Source organism: Streptosporangium vulgare, from assembly GCF_042428775.1.
Taxonomy (GTDB): Bacteria; Actinomycetota; Actinomycetes; order Streptosporangiales; family Streptosporangiaceae; genus Streptosporangium; species Streptosporangium vulgare.
On record NZ_JBHMBS010000012.1, the window covers coordinates 104,613 to 126,806 of the forward strand.

Annotated in this window: 21 protein-coding genes; 5 read left to right on the forward strand and 16 right to left on the reverse strand. The window is 71.2% G+C overall.

What is annotated here, in order from left to right:
- The first annotated feature begins 21 nt into the window (after window positions 1-21).
- The 3 genes from polX to ACFFRH_RS24820 all read left to right on the forward strand — a co-directional run bounded on the left by polX (window position 22) and on the right by ACFFRH_RS24820 (window position 4,684).
- Window positions 22-1,707 (forward strand): DNA polymerase/3'-5' exonuclease PolX, encoded by a 1,686-nt coding sequence (gene polX / locus ACFFRH_RS24810; protein ID WP_344747560.1) that lies wholly within the window; start codon window positions 22-24, stop codon window positions 1,705-1,707.
- A 446-nt stretch (window positions 1,708-2,153) separates the two neighbouring features.
- A complete protein-coding gene (locus ACFFRH_RS24815; RefSeq protein WP_344747558.1) occupies window positions 2,154-3,662 on the forward strand; it encodes a WS/DGAT/MGAT family O-acyltransferase in 1,509 nt (502 codons plus the stop codon).
- A gap of 98 nt (window positions 3,663-3,760) precedes the next feature.
- Entirely contained in the window at window positions 3,761-4,684 is a 924-nt protein-coding gene (locus ACFFRH_RS24820) for an aldo/keto reductase (protein WP_344747557.1), read from the forward strand.
- A 134-nt stretch (window positions 4,685-4,818) separates the two neighbouring features.
- Here the strand turns inward: ACFFRH_RS24820 and ACFFRH_RS24825 are convergent, their stop codons facing one another.
- The 11 genes from ACFFRH_RS24825 to wrbA form a co-directional block, all read right to left on the reverse strand.
- The gene (locus ACFFRH_RS24825; protein ID WP_344747556.1) at window positions 4,819-6,429 is read right to left on the reverse strand and encodes a monocarboxylic acid transporter; all 1,611 of its coding nucleotides are present in this window, start codon (window positions 6,427-6,429) and stop codon (window positions 4,819-4,821) included.
- On the reverse strand, window positions 6,426-6,755 hold the full coding sequence (locus ACFFRH_RS24830; RefSeq protein WP_344747555.1) for a DUF485 domain-containing protein: 330 nt from the start codon (window positions 6,753-6,755) through the stop codon (window positions 6,426-6,428). Before ACFFRH_RS24830 ends, ACFFRH_RS24825 begins: the two co-directional genes overlap by 4 nt.
- Window positions 6,756-7,071: 316 nt before the next feature.
- A complete protein-coding gene (locus tag ACFFRH_RS24835) occupies window positions 7,072-8,253 on the reverse strand; it encodes an MFS transporter (RefSeq protein WP_344747554.1) in 1,182 nt (393 codons plus the stop codon).
- Between the two features lie 311 nt (window positions 8,254-8,564).
- Window positions 8,565-10,064 carry a sodium/solute symporter gene (locus ACFFRH_RS24840; RefSeq protein WP_344747553.1) on the reverse strand — a complete coding sequence of 500 codons (1,500 nt, stop codon included), beginning with the start codon at window positions 10,062-10,064 and terminating at the stop codon, window positions 8,565-8,567.
- Window positions 10,065-10,170: 106 nt separating this feature from the next.
- The gene (locus ACFFRH_RS24845) at window positions 10,171-10,764 is read right to left on the reverse strand and encodes a DUF485 domain-containing protein (RefSeq protein ID WP_344747552.1); all 594 of its coding nucleotides are present in this window, start codon (window positions 10,762-10,764) and stop codon (window positions 10,171-10,173) included.
- Window positions 10,761-11,522, reverse strand: a complete 762-nt coding sequence (locus tag ACFFRH_RS24850) for a LytR/AlgR family response regulator transcription factor (RefSeq protein WP_344747551.1) — start codon at window positions 11,520-11,522, stop codon at window positions 10,761-10,763. The genes ACFFRH_RS24845 and ACFFRH_RS24850 overlap by 4 nt, the downstream gene beginning before the upstream one ends.
- A gap of 103 nt (window positions 11,523-11,625) precedes the next feature.
- Window positions 11,626-12,822 (reverse strand): sensor histidine kinase, encoded by a 1,197-nt coding sequence (locus ACFFRH_RS24855; RefSeq protein ID WP_344747550.1) that lies wholly within the window; start codon window positions 12,820-12,822, stop codon window positions 11,626-11,628.
- A 206-nt stretch (window positions 12,823-13,028) separates the two neighbouring features.
- Window positions 13,029-13,463 carry an HIT family protein gene (locus ACFFRH_RS24860; RefSeq protein WP_386159893.1) on the reverse strand — a complete coding sequence of 145 codons (435 nt, stop codon included), beginning with the start codon at window positions 13,461-13,463 and terminating at the stop codon, window positions 13,029-13,031.
- A gap of 133 nt (window positions 13,464-13,596) precedes the next feature.
- Window positions 13,597-14,757, reverse strand: a complete 1,161-nt coding sequence (locus ACFFRH_RS24865) for an acyl-CoA dehydrogenase family protein (protein WP_344747548.1) — start codon at window positions 14,755-14,757, stop codon at window positions 13,597-13,599.
- Between the two features lie 74 nt (window positions 14,758-14,831).
- Window positions 14,832-15,350: a MaoC family dehydratase gene (locus tag ACFFRH_RS24870; RefSeq protein ID WP_344747546.1), complete on the reverse strand. Its 519-nt coding sequence runs from the start codon at window positions 15,348-15,350 to the stop codon at window positions 14,832-14,834.
- Between the two features lie 327 nt (window positions 15,351-15,677).
- Window positions 15,678-16,343, reverse strand: a complete 666-nt coding sequence (gene wrbA / locus ACFFRH_RS24875; RefSeq protein WP_386159896.1) for an NAD(P)H:quinone oxidoreductase — start codon at window positions 16,341-16,343, stop codon at window positions 15,678-15,680.
- A gap of 245 nt (window positions 16,344-16,588) precedes the next feature.
- Here wrbA and ACFFRH_RS24880 point away from each other — a divergent pair, with 245 nt between their 5' ends.
- Entirely contained in the window at window positions 16,589-17,284 is a 696-nt protein-coding gene (locus tag ACFFRH_RS24880; protein ID WP_344747545.1) for a TenA family protein, read from the forward strand.
- 295 nt (window positions 17,285-17,579) lie between these two features.
- Here ACFFRH_RS24880 and ACFFRH_RS24885 read toward each other — a convergent pair whose 3' ends face one another.
- The 5 genes from ACFFRH_RS24885 to ACFFRH_RS24905 form a co-directional block, all read right to left on the reverse strand.
- The gene (locus ACFFRH_RS24885) at window positions 17,580-18,053 is read right to left on the reverse strand and encodes a VOC family protein (RefSeq protein ID WP_344747544.1); all 474 of its coding nucleotides are present in this window, start codon (window positions 18,051-18,053) and stop codon (window positions 17,580-17,582) included.
- Between the two features lie 25 nt (window positions 18,054-18,078).
- Window positions 18,079-18,654 carry a hypothetical protein gene (locus ACFFRH_RS24890; protein ID WP_344747543.1) on the reverse strand — a complete coding sequence of 192 codons (576 nt, stop codon included), beginning with the start codon at window positions 18,652-18,654 and terminating at the stop codon, window positions 18,079-18,081.
- A 301-nt stretch (window positions 18,655-18,955) separates the two neighbouring features.
- The gene (locus tag ACFFRH_RS24895) at window positions 18,956-19,963 is read right to left on the reverse strand and encodes a YihY/virulence factor BrkB family protein (RefSeq protein WP_344747542.1); all 1,008 of its coding nucleotides are present in this window, start codon (window positions 19,961-19,963) and stop codon (window positions 18,956-18,958) included.
- Window positions 19,964-20,680, reverse strand: coding sequence for a DUF3618 domain-containing protein (locus ACFFRH_RS24900; protein ID WP_344747540.1), 717 nt, complete (start codon window positions 20,678-20,680; stop codon window positions 19,964-19,966).
- Window positions 20,677-21,075 (reverse strand): phage holin family protein, encoded by a 399-nt coding sequence (locus ACFFRH_RS24905; protein WP_344747539.1) that lies wholly within the window; start codon window positions 21,073-21,075, stop codon window positions 20,677-20,679. Before ACFFRH_RS24905 ends, ACFFRH_RS24900 begins: the two co-directional genes overlap by 4 nt.
- A 238-nt stretch (window positions 21,076-21,313) precedes the next feature.
- On the opposite strand from ACFFRH_RS24905, the gene ACFFRH_RS24910 reads away from it, so the two are divergent.
- Entirely contained in the window at window positions 21,314-22,159 is an 846-nt protein-coding gene (locus ACFFRH_RS24910; protein ID WP_344747537.1) for an SDR family oxidoreductase, read from the forward strand.
- The last annotated feature ends 35 nt before the right edge of the window (window positions 22,160-22,194 follow it).

A 22,194-nucleotide genomic window follows, 5' to 3' on the forward strand; every position in this document is an offset into this window, starting at 1 on the left:
GCGATCTTCTAGGCTGGGTACATGGCACGAGCTAACGACGACGTCGCCGCCGCCCTGGAGGAGTACGCCGAGCTGTTCGCGATGAACGGCGGTGACGCGTTCCGGGTCCGCAGCTACCAGAAGGCCGCCAGGGCGATCGCGGGCTTCCCCGACGACATCACGACCGTGCCCGTGCGGAGCGTGTCCGGGGTGGGCGAGGCGATCGCCAAGAAGGTCGAGGAATACCTGGAGCGGGGCAGCTTCCGGCAGCTCGACGACCTCCGGAAGAAGGTCCCCCAGGGGGTGCGCCGGCTGACCCGGGTGGCCTCGCTCGGGCCGAAGAAGGCCGTCTTCCTCTTCCAGGAGCTGGGCATCGACTCCCCCGAGGCCCTGGTGAAGGCCATCGGCGAGGGGCGCCTCGACGGCGTCAAGGGCTTCGGCGCCAAGACCGTGGAGAACCTCCTCAAAGGCGTCGAGCACCTGGCCGAGCACAGCGCCAGGATGCACACCGGGACGGCGATGGACCTCGCGGAGCGGGTCATCGCCTCGCTGCCCGGCGCCGAGCGGATCGCCTACGCCGGGTCGCTGCGCCGGATGAAGGACACCGTCGGCGACATCGACGTCCTCGCGGTCGGCCCCGAGTCGCTGATGGACGACTTCAAGGCACAGCCCTACGTCGCGGAGGTCGTCGCCTCCGGGGAGAAGAAGACCTCCATCCGCACCGCCCAGGGCGTCCAGGTCGACCTGCGCCTGGTCCCCGCCGAGTCGTGGGGCGCCGCGATGATGTACTTCACGGGTTCCAAGGAGCACACCGTGCACCTGCGGGAGATCATCGTGAAGAAGGGCTGGAAGCTGTCGGAGTACGGCCTGTTCGACGGCGACCGGGTGATCGCGGCCGCGACCGAGGAGGAGGTCTTCGAGGCGCTCGGCATGGAGTGGATCCCGCCGACCCTGCGCGAGGACGGCGGCGAGATCGCCGCCGCGCTCAAGCACGAGCTGCCCGAGCTGGTCACCGTCAAGGATCTCAAGGGCGACCTGCACACCCACACCGACCTGACCGACGGCATCGCCTCCCTGGAGGACATGGTCGCCGCCGCCGCGGCCCGCGGTTACTCCTACTACGCGGTGACCGACCACGCGCCCGACCTGGCGATGCACCGGATGAAGCTGGAAAAGGCCCTGGAGCAGCGCGAGCGCATCCACGGGCTGCAGAAGAAGTATCCCAAGATGCGGCTGCTGCACGGCAGCGAGCTGAACATCGCCCCCGACGGCTCGGTCGACTGGCCGGCCGAGGTGCTGGAGGGCTTCGACGTGTGCGTGGCCAGCGTCCACTCGCACTTCAACCAGTCGAGGGCGGAGATGACCCGGCGGTTCGTCGCCGCCTGCGAGAACCCCCACGTGCACATCATCGGCCACCCGACCACCCGCAGGATCGGCATCCGCCCGCCGGTGGACGCCGACTGGGACGAGGTGTTCCGCGCCGCGGCCCGCACCGGCACCGCGATGGAGATCGACTCCTTCCCCGACCGCTCCGACCTCCCCGCCGACCTGGTGCGCCTCGCCCACCACCACGGCGTGAAGTTCTCCGTCGACAGCGACGCCCACGCGGTCCCCCACCTCGACAACCAGCGGTTCGGCATCGGCGTCGCCCAGCGCGGGTGGCTCACCGCCGACGACGTGATCAACACCTGGCCGCTGAAGCGGCTGCTCGCCTTCCTCGGTCGCTGAGGCGCCTTCCCCGGTCACCGGGCCGCCTTCCCCGATCGCGAAAGCGCTTCTCCCGGCCACTTTCCCGGCCGCCGAGGCGTTTCCCCCGGTCACCGAGGCGCTTCCCCTGACGCCGAGGCGACGGCCGGGGAAGGGATATGTCGCTCCGCGCGCATTACATATCTTTTTGGTAGGAAATACATATAATGTGAGTGGCGCCGGACACCCACGGACGGGTATCGGCTTCGAAAAAGATCCCCGGGACGCCCCTGCCCGGAAGGCATGACTACTGTGCGAAATGGGAAGGTTGCGGAAAGTGATGATCGGCGGGCCTCCGCACCGCGTCCGAGAGGACACCCGAAAGACGCCGGAGGTCCTACGGAGGAAACGAGAGGGAAACGTGCCGACGTGATGATGGCAATACGTGTTCTCCGACTTCTCGCATTTTCCGCCAGGAGGCCCGACCGATGCGCCAGCTGACCGCGCTCGACGCGCAGTTCCTTCACGCCGAATCGGCGACCACGGCGGCCCATGTCGCGGGGCTGGCCATCCTCGACCCCGCCTGCTCCAGGCTCGGGGCCCTCACCCGCGAGTGCCTGGTCGGGCTGCTCCGCGAGCGGCTGCACCTGGCCCCGGCGCTGAGGCTGCGCCTCGCCACCGTGCCGTTCGGCCTCGACCGGCCCTACTGGACCGAAGACCCCGATCTCGACGTCGCCGGCCACGTCCACGAGGTGACCCTCTCGGGTCCCGGCGACGACGCCCAGCTCGCCGAGCACGTGGCCAGGCTCCACGAGCGGCACCTCGACCGGACCCGCCCGCTGTGGGAGATGCACCTCATCCAGGGCCTGACCGGAGGCCGCGTCGCCCTGTACGCCAAGGTCCACCACTGCGCCATCGACGGGGTGTCGGGGGCGGAGCTGCTCGCCGCGCTGCTGGACCTCACGCCCGAACCCCGCGCCGTCGAGCGGCCCGCGTCCGAGCCCCGGACCACCGCCCCCGGCCTCGCCGGCATGCTCGCCGGCGCCGTGGCCAGGACGGTGCTCCAGCCCGCCAGGACCCTGTACTCACTGGGCCGCATGGCGGCCGAGCTCGACACGATGCCGCTGACCTCGGCACTGCCCGGCGCCCGGCAGGTGGCCGCCGCCACCCGGATGATCGCGGGCAGGGCCCCGGAGCCGCCCGAGCCGCCCATGCTGACCGCGCCGCGCACCCCGTTCAACGGCCCGATCGGCGCCGAGCGGCGCTTCTCCTACGGCTCGATCCCGCTCTCGGACGTCAAGCGGGTGGCCAGGAGCGCGGGGGCCAGCGTCAACGACGTGGTCATGACGCTGTGCGCCTCGGCGCTGCGCACGTGGCTGCGCGAGCGCGACGCGCTGCCCGACCGGCCGCTGATCGCCGCGGTCCCGGTCGCGGTCCGCAACGCGAGCGCCCAGGAGGTGGTCGGCAACCAGATCTCCGTCATGGTCACCCCGATCCCGACCGACCTCGCCTGTCCCCGCGAGCGCCTGCGCGTCATGGCGGGCACGATGCTCAGCGCCAAGCGGCGCTTCGCCGGCGCCCCCACGGCCTGGCTGGGCGAGCTGTCGTCGATGCTGCCCTCGGCCGTCACCGCGCTGGCGACCTCCGCGGTGTTCCGGCTGGCCTCGATCGTGCTGCCGCCCATCAACCTGATCGTCTCGAACGTGCCGGGACCACAGCTCCCGCTGTACCTGTGCGGGGCCAGGGTGCTCGCCTACCACCCCATGTCGGTGCTGACCGACGTGAGCGGCGGGGTCAACATCACCTGCTTCTCCTACGACGGCTCGCTCGACTTCGGCATCCTGTCCTGCCCGGACCGGGTGGCCGACGTGTGGCGGCTCATGGGTCACCTGCGGGAGGCCATGGACGAGCTGATGGAGCAGCTCGAACCCGCTCCGGCCGCGCGGATCACCCCGGTGGAGCGGCCCGCGCCGGCCCGGGAGATGGTGCCCGCCTGAAGGAGGAGACGGGACGGGGGCGGGAGCGGGAGCGCCTTCCGGGGAATCACCGCCGATGTCCCGCAACCGCGCGATTAGTCAAGAAATAGAGTTGGCCCATGAGCTTTTCTGAGCTGAACCTGTTCCCTCTCTGCCTCGGTGGCAACGTATTCGGCTGGACCGCCGACCGGGACGACTCGTTCGCCGTCCTGGACGCCTACGCGGAGGCGGGCGGAAACTTCGTCGACACCGCCGACGTCTACTCCGCGTGGGCCCCCGGGCACTCCGGTGGGGAGTCGGAGACCGTGATCGGCGAGTGGATGGCCTCTCGCCGCAACCGCGACCGGCTCGTGGTGGCGACCAAGGTGGGCTCGCTGAGCGGCCGCACCGGCCTGTCGGCGGCCAACATCCGCGCGGCGGCCGAGGACTCGCTCCGGCGGCTCCGTACGGACTACATCGACCTGTACTGGGCCCACATCGACGACGCCGCCACCCCCCTGGAGGAGACCCTCGGCGCGTTCGACGAGTTGGTCACCGAGGGCAAGGTCCGCAACATCGGCGCCTCCAACTACAGCGCCCAGCGGCTCGCGGAGGCACTGGCGATCTCCGAGGAGGCCGGCCTGGCACGGTACGGGGTGCTGCAGCAGCACTACAACCTCGTCGAGCGCGACTACGAGGGGCCGCTGCGCGACGTGGTGGCCCAGGCCGGGCTGACCAGCACCCCGTACTTCGGCCTGGCCCGCGGCTTTCTGACCGGCAAGTACCGGCCGGGGGTCACGGTGGACAGCCCGCGCGCCGGCCAGGCGGCGAAGTACCTGGAGTCGGAGCGCGGCCCGCGGGTGCTCGACGCCCTGGACAAGGTGGCCGCCTCCCACGGCGCGGCGCCCGCCACCGTCGCGCTCGCCTGGCTCGCCGCCCAGCCCACGGTGGCCGCGCCGATCGCCAGCGCCCGCAACGTCGAGCAGCTCAGGCCGCTGCTCGCGGTCGCCGACCTGACGCTGTCGCAGGACGAGCTCGCCCTGCTGGACGAGGCCTCCCGCTAGGAGCCCTCCGGCGGGCCACCGAGTGACCGGGGGCCCGCCCCGGGCGCGCATGACGACGGGGCCCGGCCACGACGCGGCCGGGCCCCGGGTTCCCGTACCTCCGCACGAGGTGCACGGGGGGTCTGGTACGGGCTCTAGTGGGAGGCGGACTTCTCGGCACCGATGCCGGTGAGCGAGCGGACCTCGATCTCCGCGTACTTCTGCGAGCTGTACTCCTTGCTGAGGCGGGCACCGATGAACCCGGCCAGGAAGCCGATCGGGATCGAGACGATGCCGGGGTTGCTCAGCGGGAACCAGGCGAAGTTCGCGTCGGGGAACAGCGAGGTGGCGCTGCCCGAGACGACCGGCGAGAAGACCACCAGGACGAGCGCGGAGACCAGGCCGCCGTAGATGGCCGAGACCGCGCCCGCCGTGTTGAACCTCTTCCAGAACAGGCTGTAGAGGATCGCGGGCAGGTTGCCCGAGGCCGCCACGGCGAAGGCGAGCGCGACCAGGAAGGCCACGTTCTGGCCCTGGGCGAGGATGCCGAGCCCGATCGCGACCGCGCCGATGACGAACGCCGAGATCCTGGCGACCAGGATCTCCTCCCTGTCGGTGACGTTGCCGCGCTTGAACACGTGCGCGTACAGGTCGTGGGCGAAGGAGGAGCTCGACGCCAGCGTCAGGCCGGCGACGACCGCGAGGATCGTGGCGAAGGCGACCGCCGCGATGACGGCGAGCAGGATGGTGCCGCCCACGTCGCCGAAGATGGCCTTGCCGACCGCCTCGGCGAGCATCGGCGCCGCCGTGTTGCCCGCCTTGTCCTGCGCCACGATCGCCTTGCCGCCGACCAGCGCCGCCGCGCCGAAGCCGAGCACGAGGGTGAGCAGGTAGAAGGTGCCGATGATGCCGATGCCCCACAGGACCGACTTGCGCGCCTCCCGCGCGGTGGGGACCGTGTAGAAGCGGATCAGGATGTGCGGCAGACCGGCGGTGCCCAGGACGAGCGCGAGGCCCAGGCTGATCAGGTCGATCTTGCCCGCGAGGCCCTGCGCCTCGGTGCCGTACTTCAGGCCCGCGTTGAGGAAGGCGTCGCCCTTGCCGCTCTGGGTGGCGGCGTCGCCGAGCAGGCCCGACAGGTTGAAGCCGTAGTGGCCGAGCACCAGCAGGGTGACCAGGGTCGCGCCGCCCATGAGCAGCACGGCCTTGACGATCTGCACCCAGGTGGTGCCCTTCATGCCGCCGACGACCACGTAGACGATCATCAGGATGCCGACGCCGACGATCGTGAGGGCCTTGCCCGTCGGCGAGGTGACGCCGAGCAGCAGGCCGACCAGCGCACCCGCGCCGACCATCTGGGCCAGCAGATAGAAGATCGACACCGTGATGGTGGAGACACCCGCCGCCGTACGGACCGGGCGGGGGCTCATCCGGAAGGCCAGCACGTCGGCCATGGTGAACTTGCCGGAGTTACGCATCAGCTCGGCGACGAGCAGCAGCGCCACCAGCCAGGCGACCAGGAAGCCGATCGAGTACAGGAAGCCGTCGTAGCCCGACAGCGCGATGATCCCGGCGATGCCGAGGAAGCTCGCGGCCGACATGTAGTCGCCGCCGATGGCGAGACCGTTCTGCACACCGCTGAAGGACCGGCCACCGGCGTAGTAGTCGGTGGCGTCCTTGGTGTTGCGGCTGGCCCAGAAGGTGATGCCCAGCGTCCCCGCGACGAACAGCAGGAACAGGATCGTGGAGAGGGTCTGGTGGCTCATTCGGTCTTCCCCTCGACCTCGTGGCGGATCTCGTCGGCCAGCGGGTCAAGCTTCTTCTCGGCGAAACGGGAGTAGGCCCAGGCGATGCCGAACGTCGACACGAACTGGAGCAGACCGAAGATCAGCGCCACGTTGATGTTGCCGAAGACCTTCGTGCCCATGAAGTCGCGCCCCCAGGCGGACAGGACGACGTACAGCAGATACCACGCGAGGAACGCCGCGGTCATCGGGAACGCCCAGGCCCGGAAACGCCTCTTCAACTCCTGGAATCGTTCGTCGGTCTGAATTTCTTCGTAGACCGATGAATCATGTTGGCTGGCGGTCACTGGACCTCCCAAAATGTGATCTGGATCACCGACAACGTAGGGGCGGACGCTACCCGCGGAGGAGACCCGTACGCGGACTCTTCGCCGAGGCGCCGCCGGGTCGCGTTCAGTTGGGTGGGGCTTGCGGTGAAAGGTCTGTCTCGCACGACGAACGGTTCACCCCGAGAGCCCGAACTCACCACGAACGGCCCGGCACGGCTCACTTCGCACGGCCGACCCGCGACGAACGGCTCGCTGTGCGGGACTCACCCACGACGAACGGCTCTGCCCTGCGGGACTCACCCGCGACGAACGGTTCGCCCGCGACAGCCCGGTCTCACCACGGCCCGCCCCGCAGGGCGTAGACCCCCGCGTAGCAGACCGTCAGGCCGACCACCGCCAGCAGCAGGCGGTAGTCGACGAGCGACACCAGCACGGCGCCCGCGAGCAGGGAGAGCAACTGGGCGACCCCGGCCAGGGACTCGAAGGCGGTCGACACCCGGCCGACGAGGTGGCCGGGGCTGCGGCGCTGCAGCAGGGTCGTCCTGGCCACCCCCTCCAGGGTGAGCCCGGCGCCCGCCACCATCATCGCCCCCAGCACGACCGCCTCCGCGGGGACCACCCAGCAGATGACCGCCACCCCGTACAGGCCGATGCCCGAGCCGATCGCGAACAGCTCGCCCCTGCGCGCGATCACCGTGGCGCTCCACAGCCCCCCGGCGATCGCGCCGAGGCCCATCGCGGTCGAGGTGAACGCGGTGAACTCCGGCGCCCTGGCGAGGCCGTGCTCGATGACCGCGAAGATCAGCGATTCGGTCGCCCCGGCCAGCGAGAACATCAGGCAGAGCGCCACGGCCGCGCGGCGCAGCGGCCGGTCGGCGGCGAGGTGACGGGCCCCGGCCCAGAACTCCTCGCGCCAGCACCCCGAGGGGGCGGGCGCGACGGACCGAGGGGGTTCCGGCGCGGAGAGCATCGCGAAGACCCCCGCGGCGACCAGGAAGGTGACCATGTCGAACAGCACGAGCGCGCCGAGCCCGAAGCCGGTGTAGACCGCCACCCCCAGCAGCGGCCCGAACAGGCGCAGCCCCTGCCGGGTGGTGTGCAGGGCGCCGTTGGCCTCGGCCAGCAGATGCTCGGGCAGGATGCCCTTGAGCAGCCCGCCGAGCGCGGAGAAGATCACCGCGTACGAGCAGCCCATCGCCGCCGACACCGGGTAGATCAGCCACACCATGTCCGCCCCGGTGACCGCGATCAGCGGGGTGAGCGAGACGCCCGACAGCACGCAGGTGACGACGAGGAGCCTCCTTCGGTCCACCCGGTCGATCAGGTAACCGAAGAAAGGGGAGAAGCACAGGGGCAGCGTGAAGAAGAACAGGGTGAGCCCGGCGGCGGCGTCGGAGCCGGTGAGGCTCTTGGCCAGGATCCCCGGTACCAGCAGCAGCGAGGCGTCGCCCAGCAGGCTGACGGCCATTCCGAAGTAGATGAGCCGGAACCGGGGCCGGCGCAGGACCTCCGGCATCACCGCTGACCGGCGGACCGGCGCGCCGACCGGCTCCCGCGCGAAACGGCCGGCCGATGTGCCGGCCGGCTCCTGTGTGACACGACGGCCCCGCGCGCCGACCGGCTCGCGGGTAGCACGGCAGCGGCGTCGCCGACCTCGGCGAACGCCTCGTCACCGGAACCGGCGAGTAACAAATCTAGTCAGAGCAACCGAAATATCGGCCCATAAGCGTCATTTCGTCACAGCTCGCCGGAGCCGTCAAGAGGACCGGGACCGTCAACAGGACCGGGCCCCGAAGAAGACCGGAACCTCCAAGAAGACCGGGCCCCTCAAGAAGACCGGGGCCGCCAGTCACCCCGGTCCAGGTTGAGGATCTCGGGAGTGTGCAGGCGCACCATCGTGCGCGCCACGTTCGGCGGGATGCGCCCCGGCGTCAGCAACGAGACCACCACCATGACGAGGAAGGCGATCGGCACCGTCCACGCGGCGGGCTGGGCCAGCAGGGCACCGACCAGACCGGTGTGCGGCCCCCCGCCGATCGTCATCAGCACCGCGCCGCAGGCCAGGCCACCACCGGCGAACAGCCCCGCCATCGCGCCGACGGGGGTGAGCCGCCGCCACCAGATGCCCAGCACCAGCAGCGGGCAGAACGAGGAGGCCGCCACCGCGAACGCCAGCCCGACGACGTCGGCGACCGGCAACGAGCGGGCGAAAGCCGCCAGCCCCAGCGGAACGATCACCGCCACCACCGCCGCCGCCCGGAACGACCGCACCCCTCCCTTGAGGATGTCCTGCCCGATGACCCCGGCGACCGAGACCGTCAGCCCCGAGGAGGTCGACAGGAACGCCGCGAACGCCCCCGCCGTCACCAGCGCCGTCAGCAGGTCCCCGGCCACCCCGCCGACCAGCCGTCCGGGCAGCGACAGCACCACCGTGTCACTGCCCTCCAGCTCCGGGACGTAGATCCGGCCCAGCGCGCCGTACACCGCCGGCAGCAGGTAGAAGGCACCGAGCAGCGACAGGACCACCAGCGTCGTACGGCGCGCCGCCCGGCCGTCGGGGTTGGTGTAGAAGCGCACCAGCACGTGCGGCAACCCCATGGTGCCCAGGAACGTGGCCAGGATCAGCGAGTAGGTCGAGTAGAGGCCGTACTCCCTGCCGCTCGCCAGCGGCAGCGCCCACGTGGCCGCGTCCAGCGCGCTCAGCCCCGGGGCGCCGCCGTCACGCCACGCCAGCAGCAGGAACACCAGCGGCACGGCCAGCGCGGTGAGCTTCAGCCAGTACTGGAAGGCCTGCACGAACGTGATCGACCGCATGCCGCCCGACATCACGTTCACCGCGACCACGGCCGCCACCAGCAGGCCCCCCGCCCACTCGGGGGCCCCGGTGATGGCCCGCAGGACCAGGCCCGCGCTCTGGAACTGCGGCATCAGGTACAGCCAGCCGATCAGCACGACCAGCACCCCCGCCATCCGCCGCACCGCCATCGACTCCAGCCGCGCCTCGGCGAAGTCGGGCAGCGTGTACGCGCCCGAGCGGCGCAGCGGCGCGGAGACCAGCACGAGCAGCACCAGATAGCCGCCCGTCCAGCCGACCGGCAGCCACAGCATGTCGGCCCCGTAGGTGAGGATCAGCCCCGCGATGCCCAGGAAACTCGCGGCCGACAGATACTCCCCGCCGATGGCGGAGGCGTTCCACAGCGGGGAGACCGTGCGGGAGGCGACGTAGAAGTCGGAGGTGGTCCGCGACAGCCTGATCCCGAACGCCCCGATCAGCACCGCCGCCAGCACCACCAGCACGACCGCCGTCACACCGTACGCGGTGCTCATCCGACGCCTCCCCCGACGCCTTCCATGCCGTCCCCCGTGACGTCTTTTCCGAGCTCTCCCGCCGTGGGGACCTCGGGCTCCGGCCCCGGGACGGTCCGTCGCCCGGTCAACGGGCCCTGTCCACCAGCTCGGCGAAGTGACGCTCGTTGCGTTCCGCCTGCCGGACGTAAAGCCAGGCGCCGACCACGAACGCCGGGTAGATCAGACCCCCCAGCACCGCCCAGGGCAGCGGGATCCCCAGCACGTGGACCGCGCGCAGCTCCGGCATCAGCAGGAACAACAGGGGCAGCCCCACGACCACACAACCCAGCACCGTGCAGACGAACAGGGCCAGGCGGAACTGGGTGCGAACCAGCGAGCGCATGTAGACCTCGCCCAGACGGGTCTGCTCGTCGATCTCGCGGGTGACCGGATAACGGGGATGGCGAGGGGCCATCGTGCGAGGACTCGTCACCACCTCGCGCCGCGGACGCTCATCCCTGCGCGGCCGCTCGGCCTCCCTGCGCGACCGGTCGACGTCCTTACGCGGCCTCTCGGCGTCCCTGCGCGACCGGTCGGCGTCCTTGTCCCTGCGCGGCCGCTCCGCATCCCTGCGCGAACGGTCAGCCTCCCTGCGCGGCCGCTCGGTCTCCCTGCGCGACCGGTCGGCGATCCACCGGCGCGGCTCGGCCCCCTCCCCGGCCCCGGCGTCACGGCTCATTCGGACCTGCCCCGACGCGCCCTGCGGACCAGCAGGTCGCGCAGCTCGCGGGTGTGACGGCGGCTCACCGGGATCTCGGTCTCGCCGATGCGGACCACACACCGGCCCGAGTCGATGTGTAGCTCGTCGATGTGCTTGACCGCGACCAGATGGCTGCGATGCACCCGCACGAACCCCGCCGAGGACCAGCGCTCCTCCAACGTGGCCAGCGAGATGCGCACGAGATGGCTGCCACCCGCGGTGTGCAGGCGGGCGTAGTCGCCCTGCGCCTCCACGTACCGGACCTCGGTACTGGCCACGAACCGGGTCACACCGCCGAGCTCCACCGGAATGGTGTCGGGGTCGGCCCGGCCTGGACCCTCGATCTCCGGCAGCTCCGCGGAGACGAACACCCTGCGGATCGCCTCGGCCAGCCGCTCCGGCCGTACCGGCTTGAGCAGATAGTCCTCGGCCTTGATCTCGAAGGCGTCGACCGCGTGCTCCTCGTAGGCCGTCACGAAGACCACCCGGGGCGGGTTCGCGAACTGCGAGAGCAACCGGCCGAGCACCACGCCGTCCAGGCCGCGCATCCGGATGTCGAGGAAGACCGCGTCGATCGGCCGCCCGTCGGCGATCGCCCGATCCAGGACACGCAACGCGGCGGCCCCGTCCCTGGCCAGGAAGACCTCTCCGATGCGAGGGTCGTCCCGGAGCAGATAGGCCAGGTCCTCCAGCGCGGGAAGCTCGTCGTCCACCGCAAGGACGCGCAGGCCGGTCACGGTCACTCCTCCAGATCGTTCACGAGGGAATTTCTAGAGGGTGATGAATCAGACATCGCCTGTCAACTTTTCGGTAGGGGGAAGGTCCGGCTCAGGCGCGGGCTCAACGGGCGGAGACACCCGGATGGTACTTGGGCAGACGGACGCTGACCTTCGTTCCCGCCCCCTTGGCCGTCTCCGCCACCAGGCCGTACTCGTCACCGTAGACCTGGCGCAACCGCTCGTCCACGTTGACCAGCCCCACTCCCCCGGCCCCCGAACGCTCGTCGGCGTCACCGGCCAGGATGCGGCGCAGGCGCTCGGGCTCCATGCCCACGCCGTCGTCCTCCACGCTGATCCGGCACTCGGCCCCGGCGTCCTCGGCGACGATCGAGATCCGCCCGACCCCGGGCTTGCTCTCCAGCCCGTGCTGGACCGCGTTCTCCACCAGGGGCTGCAGGCACAGGAACGGCACCGCGACCGCGAGCACCTCCGGAGCGATGCGCAACGTCACCTGGAGCTGGTCGCCGAAGCGGGCCCGCTCCAGCGTGAGGTAGCGGTCGATGGACCGCAGCTCCTCGGCCAGCGTGGTGAACTCCCCGTGCCGCCGGAAGGAGTAACGGGTGAAGTCGGCGAACTCCAGCAGCAGCTCACGGGACCGGTCGGGGTCGGAACGGACGAAGCTCGCGATGGTCGTCAACGAGTTGTAGATGAAGTGCGGGGAGATCTGCGCGCGCAGCGCCCGGACCTCGGCCTCCATCAGCCGCGTTCGCGACCGGTCCAGCTCGGCCAGCTCCAGCTGCGAGTCGACCCAGTTCGCGACCTCGTGGGCGGCCCTGACCAGACCGGCGGAGGCGTGCCCGCCGTACGAGGCGAGGGAGCCCACCACCCTGCCGTCGGTGGTGAGCGGCACCACCACGGCGAACCTGATCGGGCACTCGGGAAGGTCGCACGAGACCACCTCGGGACCCAGGACCCGGGTCCGGCCCCCGGAGAGCGTCTTGGCGGCGTGGGCGAACGCCTCGCGGGCGTGGTGGTCGCCCTCGCCGTCGTAGACCAGCAGCCGCTCCTCGTCGGTGATCGCCAGCGCAGGGGAGCCCAGCAGCTCCCGGAGGTACCGCGACGCCTTCTGCGCCCCCGCCTCCGTCAGCCCCGCCCGCAGCGGCGGCGCGGCCAGCGACGCGGTGTGCAGGGTCTCGAACGTGGCCCGCTCCGCGGGACTGCTGCCCAGCTCCCTGCGTCCGCGCAGCACCCGCCACAGCACCAGGGCGGGTACGCCGACCAGGGCGGCGACCAGCAACACGGCAACGAGGGGTTCCACGCTCCGGACCTTATACGCCCGGCCACGCCCGTGCCTCGTCCATGGAGATCGCGCGAGATCACATCGGTGTGTTCACCCCGAAACCACCGGTCACACGTGCGGATCGGCGGCCGGTTCGCCGGAGTCCTTCCGGAACGTGAACGTCGACCGGCCCGGCGCTTTTACAATGTAGATCAAAAGCGGTCCGCGAGGGACGGCCGGCTGTCTCAGAGGGCTTCGCGGACGCGGCGGGCGTAGGACTCGGCCTCGGCGGGGTCCTCGTACTTCGTACGGGGCCAGAAGAAACCACGCAGGCCGTCCTTGCGGTTGCGGGGGACGACGTGGGTGTGCAGGTGCGGAACGCTCTGACTGATCCGGTTGTTCATCGCGACGAACGTACCGGCCGCCTCCAGGCCCCGCTCGACGGCGACGGAGAGGGCGCGGACGCGCTCGAAGAACGGGCCGATCATCGGCGTCGGCAGGTCCGCGAGCGTCTCGACATGGACCGGCGGGACCACGAGGACGTGGCCCTTGAAGACCGGCCGCGTGTCCAGGAAGGCGACGGCCACATCGTCGGCGAGGACGACGTGGGCCGGCCGCTCCCCCGCCGCGATGGCACAGAACAGACAGTCCTCACCTGGCACCCCATCAGAAACCGGCACCGCACCAGGATAGGAGGCGCCGGGCGGGCCGTACGCCCCCTCGGCGGCACGGGAGCGGGCCGCGCCACCGGGGGCGCGTCATTGGAGGCGCGTCATTTGGAAGGCGTCATTGGGGCGCGTCACTGGGGGCGCGTCACCAGCCGAGTTTGGCCGCGCCCGAGATGAGGGACCTCGCGATCACCATCCGCTGGATGTCGTTGGTGCCCTCGCCGATGGCCATCAGGGGCGCGTCCCGGTAGAGGCGTTCGAGGACGAACTCCTGCGAGTAGCCGTAGCCGCCGTGGATCCGCATCGCCTCCGTGGTGGCGCGCAACGCGACCTCGGAGGCGAAGTACTTGGCCATCGCGGCCTCGGAGTTCACCGCGCCGCCCTCGGAGCGGACCGCCGCCCAGTAGGTCAGCAGCCGGGCCGCCTGGATGTCGGTGGCCATGTCGGCGAGCTTGAGCTGGATGGCCTGGAAGTCCGCGATGGGCTGCCCGAAGGCGTGGCGCTCGCGCGAGTAGCTCAGCGCGGCGTCGTAGGCGCACTGGGACAGGCCGACCGCGCGGGCGGCGATGTTGATCCGGCCGAGCTCCAGGGCCGACAGGGCCTGCTGCATGCCCCGTCCCTCGGTCCCGCCGAGCAGCGCCGACACCGGGACGCGCACGTCCTGCAGCACGATCTCGCAGGTCTCCGGACCCTTGTAGCCGAGCTTGGGCAGGTCGCGGCTCACGGTGTACCCGGGGGTCCCGGCCTCGACGAGGAGCAGGGACATGCCGCGGTGCGCGGGGTCGGTGACGGAGGTCTTGACCAGGACGGGCATCGGGTCGGCGTGCCGGGCGTTGGTGATCCACGTCTTGGTGCCGTTGATCACGTAGTGGTCGCCGTCGCGGACGGCCCGCGTCTGGATGCCCTGAAGGTCGGTGCCCGCCGCGGGCTCGGTCAGCGCGATGCCGGTACGGCGGGCGCCGGTGGCCAGGTCCGGCAGGTAGGCGTCCTTCTGCTCCTCGGTGCCGTACCTGGCGATCATCCAGGCGGCCAGGGAGTGCGAGCCGAGCACTCCGGCCACGCCCATCCACCCGCGCGCGATCTCCTCGAAGACCAGGGCGAACGACACCCGGTCCAGGGCGAGGCCGCCGTACTCCTCGGGGATCGTGATCCCGAACAGCCCCATCTCCTTGAAGCCCTCGACGATCTCCGTGGGGTAGCGGCCGGCCCGCTCCCACTCGGAGGCGACCGGCACGATCTCCTTGTCGACGAACTCCCGCAGGGTCCGGCGGAACAGCTGCTGCTCCTCGTTGAGCTCGAAGTCCATCGCGAGGTCCTTTCCGCGAAACGGCCGTCAGGGGGTGGGCGGGCCGGTCCCGGCCCGCGGGGAGGAGGCGGCCCTCAAGGGGTGAGCGGGCCGGTTTTGGCCCGCGGGAAGTAGTTCTTGTCCTGTGGCGCGTCGCGGCGGTAGACCATCACCGCGCGGCGCCAGGACATGACCTCGTCGCCGTCCTGGTTGAGGCCGCGGGTCTTGCAGGTGACGATCCCGGCGTAGGGCCGCGACCGCGACTCCCGCTTGTCCAGCACGATCGACTCCGCGTACAGGGTGTCGCCCAGGAAGACCGGGTGGGTCAGCCTGATCTCGTCCCAGCCGAGGTTCATCAGGGCGGTCTGGCTGACGTCGATCACCGAGATGCCGAGCACGATCGCCACGGACAGGCCGGAGTTGACGATGATCTTCCCGACCGGGGCGCGCTCGGCGAAGTGGGCGTTGAAGTGGTTCTGGTTGGTGTTCATCGTCAGCAGGGTGAACCAGGTGTTGTCGGCCTCGCTGATCGTGCGGCCGAGCGGGTGCTGGTAGACGTCGCCGACGACGAAGTCCTCGTAGTACCGGCCGAGGCCGGGTTCGTGCACGGTCACGGTCTCTCCCCTGGACGCCGGGACCCCGACGCTAATCGTCCGGTGTTTAGGCGGTCAATGATCCGCTCCCCCGATCTGCTCCGCCGATCCGCTCCCCCGATCCGCTCCCCCGATCCGCGACGGCGCGACGGCGCGGATCGGCGGCGGGTGCCCGGTGGGCGGTCGCCCGGTGATCGTGAAAAGCCGCCCGGTGATCGTGGAGGAACGCCTCCGCCGGGGCGGGAACCCGGCCGTCACGGGGGAACGCCGCCGGGGCCGGAGCCCGGTGACCGCGAGGGAAGACCACCGTCAGGGCGGGCGACCGGCGATCGCGGGCGAAGGCCACCGTCAGGGCAGGCGCCCGCGCAGGAACGCCGCCGCGACCTCCACCACCCGCCTGGCCTGGAAGGCCATCGCCTCCAGCTGTACGTCGCCGGGCGGGATCGTGCCGCTGTCGGAGGTGTGGCTGGTGCCGTACGGGTTGCCGGAGCGGAACTGGACGGGGTCCGCGTAGCCGGGCGGCACGATGATCGCACCCCAGTGGTAGAAGGTGTTGTTCATCGCGAGGATCGTGCTCTCCTGCCCGCCGTGGGCCGTCGAGCTCGCGGTGAAGGACGACACGACCTTGTCTACCAGCAGGCCCCTGGCCCACAGCGGGCCGGTGGTGTCGATGAACTGCCTCATCTGGGCGGTGGGGTTGCCGTAGCGGGTGGGCGTGCCGAACAGGAGCACGTCGGCCCACTCCAGGTCCTTCAGCGAGGCCTCCACGACGTACTGGGTGGCCGCGGCGTGGGCGGCCCAGCCCTCGCTGGACGCGATGGCCTCGGTCGGCGCGAGTTCCCTGACCTTGCGCAGGCGGACCTCGGCACCGGCTTTCTCCGCGGCGGCCGCGGCCGCCTTGGCCAGCGCGAAGACCGTTCCCGTGGCCGAGTAGTAGACGACGACGGCGTTGACGACGGGTTCGGTCACGTCCTCCTGGTTCACGGCTTCCTGGGTGACGGCCTCCTGGCTCACGACCTCACATCCCTCCGGGTGCCCTTTCGGGATCGTCCTGCCGGAACGTGCCCGACGATCCCCAGAAGAACCCGTCCTGACCTGCAAAGTCTCCTTGACCTGGACGATCACGGGATGCGCGGGACCACCGCGCGCCGGGACGGCGGGGCTAGCATTCACGCTGATCGAGAAGCCCGGAACCCCAGAAGCCCGAACAACCCAGAAACCCGGACAGCCGAGATGCCCGGATCGCGAGGAGAGGCCCCGTGGAGCAGATCCCCTATGACGAGTGGCGCGCGAGTGCCGTCGATCCCGCCTTCAGCGAGTGGATGCGCTCGCTGAGCGAGCCGGAGTGGACGGCGGTGGTGAACCACCCGTTCGCCGCGTCGATCACCCGGGGTGACGTCCCCGACGACGACATGCGCCGCTACCTGATCCAGGACTTCCAGTTCGTCGACTCCTTCACCGCCCTGCTCGGGGCGGCCGTGGCCTGCGCGGACAGCTTCGAGTCGCGGGTGCCGTTCGGCCAGTTCCTGGGTGAGATCGCCACCACCGAGGAGCTGACCTACTTCCACCGGGCCCTCGCCGCCCTCGGCGCCACCCCCGCCGACATGACCTCCCCCGAGCTGGAGCCGGTCACGGCGGACTTCCGCGCCCTGATGGACGAGGCGAGGACCAGCCTGGACTACCCGCTCGTCCTGGCGGTGCTGTGCGTGGCCGAGTGGTCCTACCTGGGCTGGGCCTCCCGCGCCGAGGAGCCGCTTCCCGACAACTTCGTGTACCGCGAGTGGGTCGAGCTGCACGAGGGTCCGGCCTTCCGCGCCTGGGTGCACTTCCTGCGCGACGAGCTGGACCGGCTGGGCCCCGCGATGGACGAGGAGGGGCGGGCGCGCGTGCTCGACTTCTTCCGCCGCGCCGTACGGCTGGAGCTGCGCTTCTTCGACATGGCCGCCGGTTCCTGACCCCTCGCGCCCCCGGCCGGGAACGTCGGGCGACCGCCCCGGCGGGAGAGGGACCTCCCGGTCCTGGTCCCGCCCGAGGGGCGGGGGCCTGGCCTGGGCGGACGCCCCAGTCCCGATCCCGCCCAGGGCTGGGGCTCGGACCCGCTGGACGGCCGCAGTCCCGATCCCGCCCGAGGGCGGGGGCTCGGTGAACGGCCTCGGCCCCGATCGCCCGGGAGCGGAGGCTCAGGGCCCGGTGAACGGCCTCAGTCCTGGTCCCGCCCAGGGGCGGGCTCGCGCCCGGTGGACGACGGCCTCAGTCCCGATCCCGCCCGGGGGCGGGGGCGGGCTCCGGGGCCTGGCCCTGGTAGACGCCTCCGGAGCCCACCTGGGCGGCGTGGACCTCCTCGTCCGGGGCGTACAGGCGGATCTGGACGCCGTCGGGGTCGGTGAAGCCCATCGCGTGGCCCGCGGAGGCCCGGAAGACCGGGCCGTGCGGGACGCCGAGACCGTCGAGACGGGCGACCCAGGCGTCGAGCCCCTCACGGGTGACCTGGAGCGCGAAGGGGTCGGCGTCGAAGAGCGCCCTGGCCAGGTCGGGGTTCTCGCGCAGCGCGATCTGGAAGGCCGCGCCGGGGACCGTGAAGCTCATGCCCCTGACCACGCCGTCCTCGTCCTGGAAGCTGGTGTGGTGCTCCAGCCCAAGGACCCGTTCGTACCAGGAGCGGCTCCGCTCCAGGTCGCTCACCCAGATCTTGAGGTGGTGCACACCGGTCAGTACGGCGTTCAACTCGTCTCCTCAGGGGGCCAGGGGCCTATGGGGCCTGCGTCGTCGTGACGGTCGTGGTGAAACGGTGCTCGCAGAATCCCTCCCGCGCCTGCGTCCGGCTGAGGCGGCGCGCGGACTCCTCCCGGTCGAGCCCTTCGAAGCTGTCGAAGCCGAGCCTGGCCGCGGTCCTGGCCTCGGTGCCGGGCGCGAGGCGGGCCGTGAAGACGACCCTCCCCCGGTGCGGGACGTGGCTTCCGGCGGCGCACCAGACGCCGTCGGAGTGCTCGCGGCAGCGCAGGACGGCGACCCGCTCGCCGGCGTCGTCGAGCAGCACCGCCCGGGCGGGGCCCCGCGCGCCCTTGGGGAAGCGGCCTCCCACCCAGAAGGCGCCCCAGTAGGGGGCGAAGGAGGGCGTCCAGGTCATGGAGTAGTCGAGGGTGTAGGAGATCCGGCCCTTCGAGTCCGGGCTGGGCACGGCCCCGCCCTTCACCTCGATGCCGATCAGCGGGGCGCCCTGGCACTTCCTGGCGGCGGTGACGCAACTGGCCTGGGCCTGCGGCAGCGGTGACAGGGCGGCCGCGATGAGGGCGAGGCCCGCGGTGATCCCGAGAACACGGCGCATGAGACCTCCTGTGTGTCCTTGCCCCGAGAATCGTGTCCTGCCCGAGAACATCGTGTCCTGCCGAAGAACGCTACATGCGCCCGGCTCTCCGCGCGCCCGAGATCAGCATAGTTCGCCGTTCCGAGCCGCAAACGGGCACCTGACGGGACATCGGGCACGGGAGGGCACGGGAAGGCCCGGGCGGGCGGAGAGGAGGGGGTCCGCCGCCCACCCGGAAACGGTCAGATTACCCCGACAGACATGAGTTTGGCTCGCTTGCGCGCGCGGGTCTGGGTCGGAGGTGTTCCGCCGGGGGCCCGGGTCAGCGTTCGCCGGGACCGGGCAGGGGGCCGTCCTCGTCCTTCGCCTCGTCCCTGGCCTCGGCATACGGCTCGCTCTCGGGCGGATGGCCCGCGGCGATCCGGCGTTCCCGCATGAGTTCGGCGTCGAACTCCGCGCCCAGCAGGATGGCCATGTTGGACAGCCACAGCCAGACCAGGAACACCACGGCGGCGCCCAGCGTGCCGTAGGTCTTGTCGTAGGAGCCGAAATTGGCGACGTAGGCCGCGAACCCCGCGGAGACGACGACCCAGAGCAGCACCGCCAGCAGCCCGCCGGGGCTGATCCAGCGGAATCCCGGCTGGCGGACGTTGGGCGCGGCCCAGTAGAGGAGCATCACCAGGCCCGCGGCGATCAGCACCAGGACCGGCCACTTGGCGTACCCCCAGACGGTGACCGCGGTCTGCCCGACTCCCAGGGCCTCGCCCGCCAGCTCGGCGAGCCTTCCCGTGAAGGTGACGGCCACCGCGGCGGCGGCCATCAGGACGACGAACACCAGCGTCAGCCCGATCCGGAGCGGGGTCAGCTTCCACAGGGGGCGCCCCTCCCGGATGTCGTAGATCGCGTTCCCGGCCCTGACGAAGGCGGCGATGTAGCCGGAGGCCGACCAGAGCGCCACCAGCAGACCGGCGATCGCGAGGAAACCCCGCGCGCTGCCGCTGCCGCGTACCTGGTTGACCTGGTCCTCCACCAGCTTCGTGACGTCGCCGGGAGCGAGTGCCGCGACCTGGGACAGGATGGTGGAGATCACGTCCTGGCCGACCAGGCCGAGCACGGACACCAGCACGATCAGGCCGGGGAAGATCGACAGCACCGCGTAGTAGGTGAGGGCCGCGGCCCAGTCGGGCAGGCCGTCCCGCTGGAACTCCAGGACGGTCCTCCTGAGGACCCCCCACCAGGCTCGCCGAGACAGTTGCGAGGGGGTGTCGGGGACAAGGGCGAGCCGCCCCCGCGAATCGCCGGGGGCGGCCCTGTCGATGCTGCCGGGCATCTACTTCTTCTTGCCTCGCCGCAGGACACGCAGGACGACGAGGGCGATCGCGGCGACGACCGCGATCGTCGCGACGGGTCGCTTGCCCGCCTCGGTGGTGACCCGGCCCGCCGCGTCCTTGATCTCGACGGGGGTCGCCTCCTTGACCCTGCCGACGACCTCGGGAGCCGCCTCCTTGACCCGCCCGACCATCTCAGGTGCGGCGACCTTGACCCGCTCCACCATCTCGGTGGCCGTGGTGGCGGTCGCCGCCCCCACCTTGCGCAGGTCGTCGCCCACCTGAGCGGCGGTCTCCTGCAAACGGCCCTTGACGTCGGTCTTGTGCACCAGTGCCTCCACTGTGTCGCCCAGTTCGCGGCGGGCGTCCTCGATGTCCCGCCGCACGGTCTCCGTGTCCTTCCCGTCGTCTCCGACGGTCTTGCCGTCCCCCGTCACGCCGCCGACGGTGGCGCCGGTGTTGGCGTACGGGGTGGTCGCCGCCGTGGTGTCCGGGACGGCGGCGAGTGCCGCGTCTCCCGGGAGCCGGGGCGTGCCGTCGCGCTCGGACTCGGCGACGCCGAGGTCCTCGCGGGGCGTGCCGTCCGGCTGGTTCGGCGGGATGTTCAGCGATCCGCTCTCGTCCGGCGTGACGGGCTCGTCGACGCCCTTCCTGCGGGATCCGGTGGTTCCGGCCACGGCCCGGGGCCGCTCGGCTCCGCCCGGGTCAGTCTCAGTCATCGGTGCGCCCTCTCTTTCACCGCGTCGATGTCGTCCTTGACGCTCTCGATGGTCCGTTCGGGGGTCGGCGGGCCGGCCTCGGCGACCTGGCGCTTGCCGAAGAACCCCAGCGCGCCGGCCACGACCAACAGCACCCCGCCCACGAGCGCGGCGGCCGCCCACGGGGGCATGACCTGCGCGAGGAACAGGATCACCGCGGCGACCAGGGCGCCGCCCCCGAACAGGGCCACCACTCCCGCTCCGCCGAACAACCCCACGCCGATTCCCGCGTGCCTGCCCTTCTCCGTCAGCTCCGCCCTGGCCAGGCGCAGCTCGTCCTTGACGAGCCGCGAGACCTGCTCGGACATCTGCCTGATCAGCTCGGACGTCGGCAGTGATTCCTTGGTATTGATCATGGGCTGCCTCCTCCCCTACAGGAAAGGACGTCTACCCTCCCCTCCCCAGGCAAACATGCGCCGGGCTGCGATGATCACTCGGGGTACGGGGACGACACCGTGCCGTGCCGCACGGCAAACTACTCCCCGGCCCGCGTTTTTCCGCGCGCTCGGCGCCGGGAGGCTCACGACCGGCCACCGGGCGTTCCGCGCCGGCCCGTCCCCGGCCACCGTCCCACCGACCACTCGCGAGGCGACCATGACGAACATCGTGCTCACCGGCGGCACCCGGGGCATCGGCCTCGGCATGGCCAGGGCCTTCCTGGAGCGCGGTCACCGCGTCGCGCTGTGCGGCAGCCGCGCCGACTCGGTGGAGAGGGCCCTGTCAGAACTGTCCGGCCTGGCCGGACCAGCCAAATCAGCCGAACCGGCCGAAACAGCCGGATCAGCCGGATCAGCCGGATCAGCCGGGCGGGACGTCCTGGCGATGGTCGCCGACGTCGCCGACCGGAGCCAGGTCCAGGCGTTGTGGGACGCGGCGGCCGGGAGGTTCGGGCGGGTGGACGTGTGGATCAACAACGCGGGGGTCTCCCACCGCAGGCAGCCGCTGTGGAGACTGCCGGAGGACGAGGTCAGGACGGTCGTCGACGTGAACCTGGCCGGTGCGCTGAACGGCACGGCGGTGGCGGTGACCGGGATGGCCGTCCAGGGCTCCGGGCACGTGTGGAACATGGAGGGGCTGGGCAGCGACGGCCGTACGGTCCCCGGGCTGGGCGTCTACGGCGCGACCAAGCGGGCGCTCACCTACCTGACGCGAGCGGCGGCCAAGGAGATGCCCCCGGGCGTGTCGATCGGGCTGCTCAGCCCGGGGATGGTGGTGACCGACCTGCTCACCCACGACTACGACCCGCAGGAACTGCGGCGGGCGAGGAAGACGTTCAACATCCTGGCCGACCGGGTGGAGACGGTCGCCCCCTGGCTGGCCGAGCGGGCCGTGTCCCGGGCCCGCAACGGCGCCCACGTCCGATGGCTGACGACCGGCAAGATCCTGCACCGGTTCGCCACGGCGCCGTTCAGCGGGAGGGACGTGTTCGGCGAGAGCTGAGCCCACGCCCCGTACGGGCGCGGACCCCGTGCCTT

Bases quoted from the DNA above. Each gene is read 5' to 3' on its own strand.
- polX (WP_344747560.1), top strand. From the start codon at position 22: ATGGCACGAGCTAACGACGACGTCGCCGCCGCCCTGGAGGAGTACGCC.
- ACFFRH_RS24815 (WP_344747558.1), top strand. From the start codon at position 2,154: ATGCGCCAGCTGACCGCGCTCGACGCGCAGTTCCTTCACGCCGAATCG.
- ACFFRH_RS24820 (WP_344747557.1), top strand. From the start codon at position 3,761: ATGAGCTTTTCTGAGCTGAACCTGTTCCCTCTCTGCCTCGGTGGCAAC.
- ACFFRH_RS24825 (WP_344747556.1), bottom strand. From the start codon at position 6,429: ATGAGCCACCAGACCCTCTCCACGATCCTGTTCCTGCTGTTCGTCGCG.
- ACFFRH_RS24835 (WP_344747554.1), bottom strand. From the start codon at position 8,253: ATGCCGGAGGTCCTGCGCCGGCCCCGGTTCCGGCTCATCTACTTCGGA.
- ACFFRH_RS24840 (WP_344747553.1), bottom strand. From the start codon at position 10,064: ATGAGCACCGCGTACGGTGTGACGGCGGTCGTGCTGGTGGTGCTGGCG.
- ACFFRH_RS24845 (WP_344747552.1), bottom strand. From the start codon at position 10,764: ATGAGCCGTGACGCCGGGGCCGGGGAGGGGGCCGAGCCGCGCCGGTGG.
- ACFFRH_RS24865 (WP_344747548.1), bottom strand. From the start codon at position 14,757: ATGGACTTCGAGCTCAACGAGGAGCAGCAGCTGTTCCGCCGGACCCTG.
- ACFFRH_RS24890 (WP_344747543.1), bottom strand. From the start codon at position 18,654: ATGCGCCGTGTTCTCGGGATCACCGCGGGCCTCGCCCTCATCGCGGCC.
- ACFFRH_RS24895 (WP_344747542.1), bottom strand. From the start codon at position 19,963: ATGCCCGGCAGCATCGACAGGGCCGCCCCCGGCGATTCGCGGGGGCGG.
- ACFFRH_RS24900 (WP_344747540.1), bottom strand. From the start codon at position 20,680: ATGACTGAGACTGACCCGGGCGGAGCCGAGCGGCCCCGGGCCGTGGCC.
- ACFFRH_RS24905 (WP_344747539.1), bottom strand. From the start codon at position 21,075: ATGATCAATACCAAGGAATCACTGCCGACGTCCGAGCTGATCAGGCAG.
- ACFFRH_RS24910 (WP_344747537.1), top strand. From the start codon at position 21,314: ATGACGAACATCGTGCTCACCGGCGGCACCCGGGGCATCGGCCTCGGC.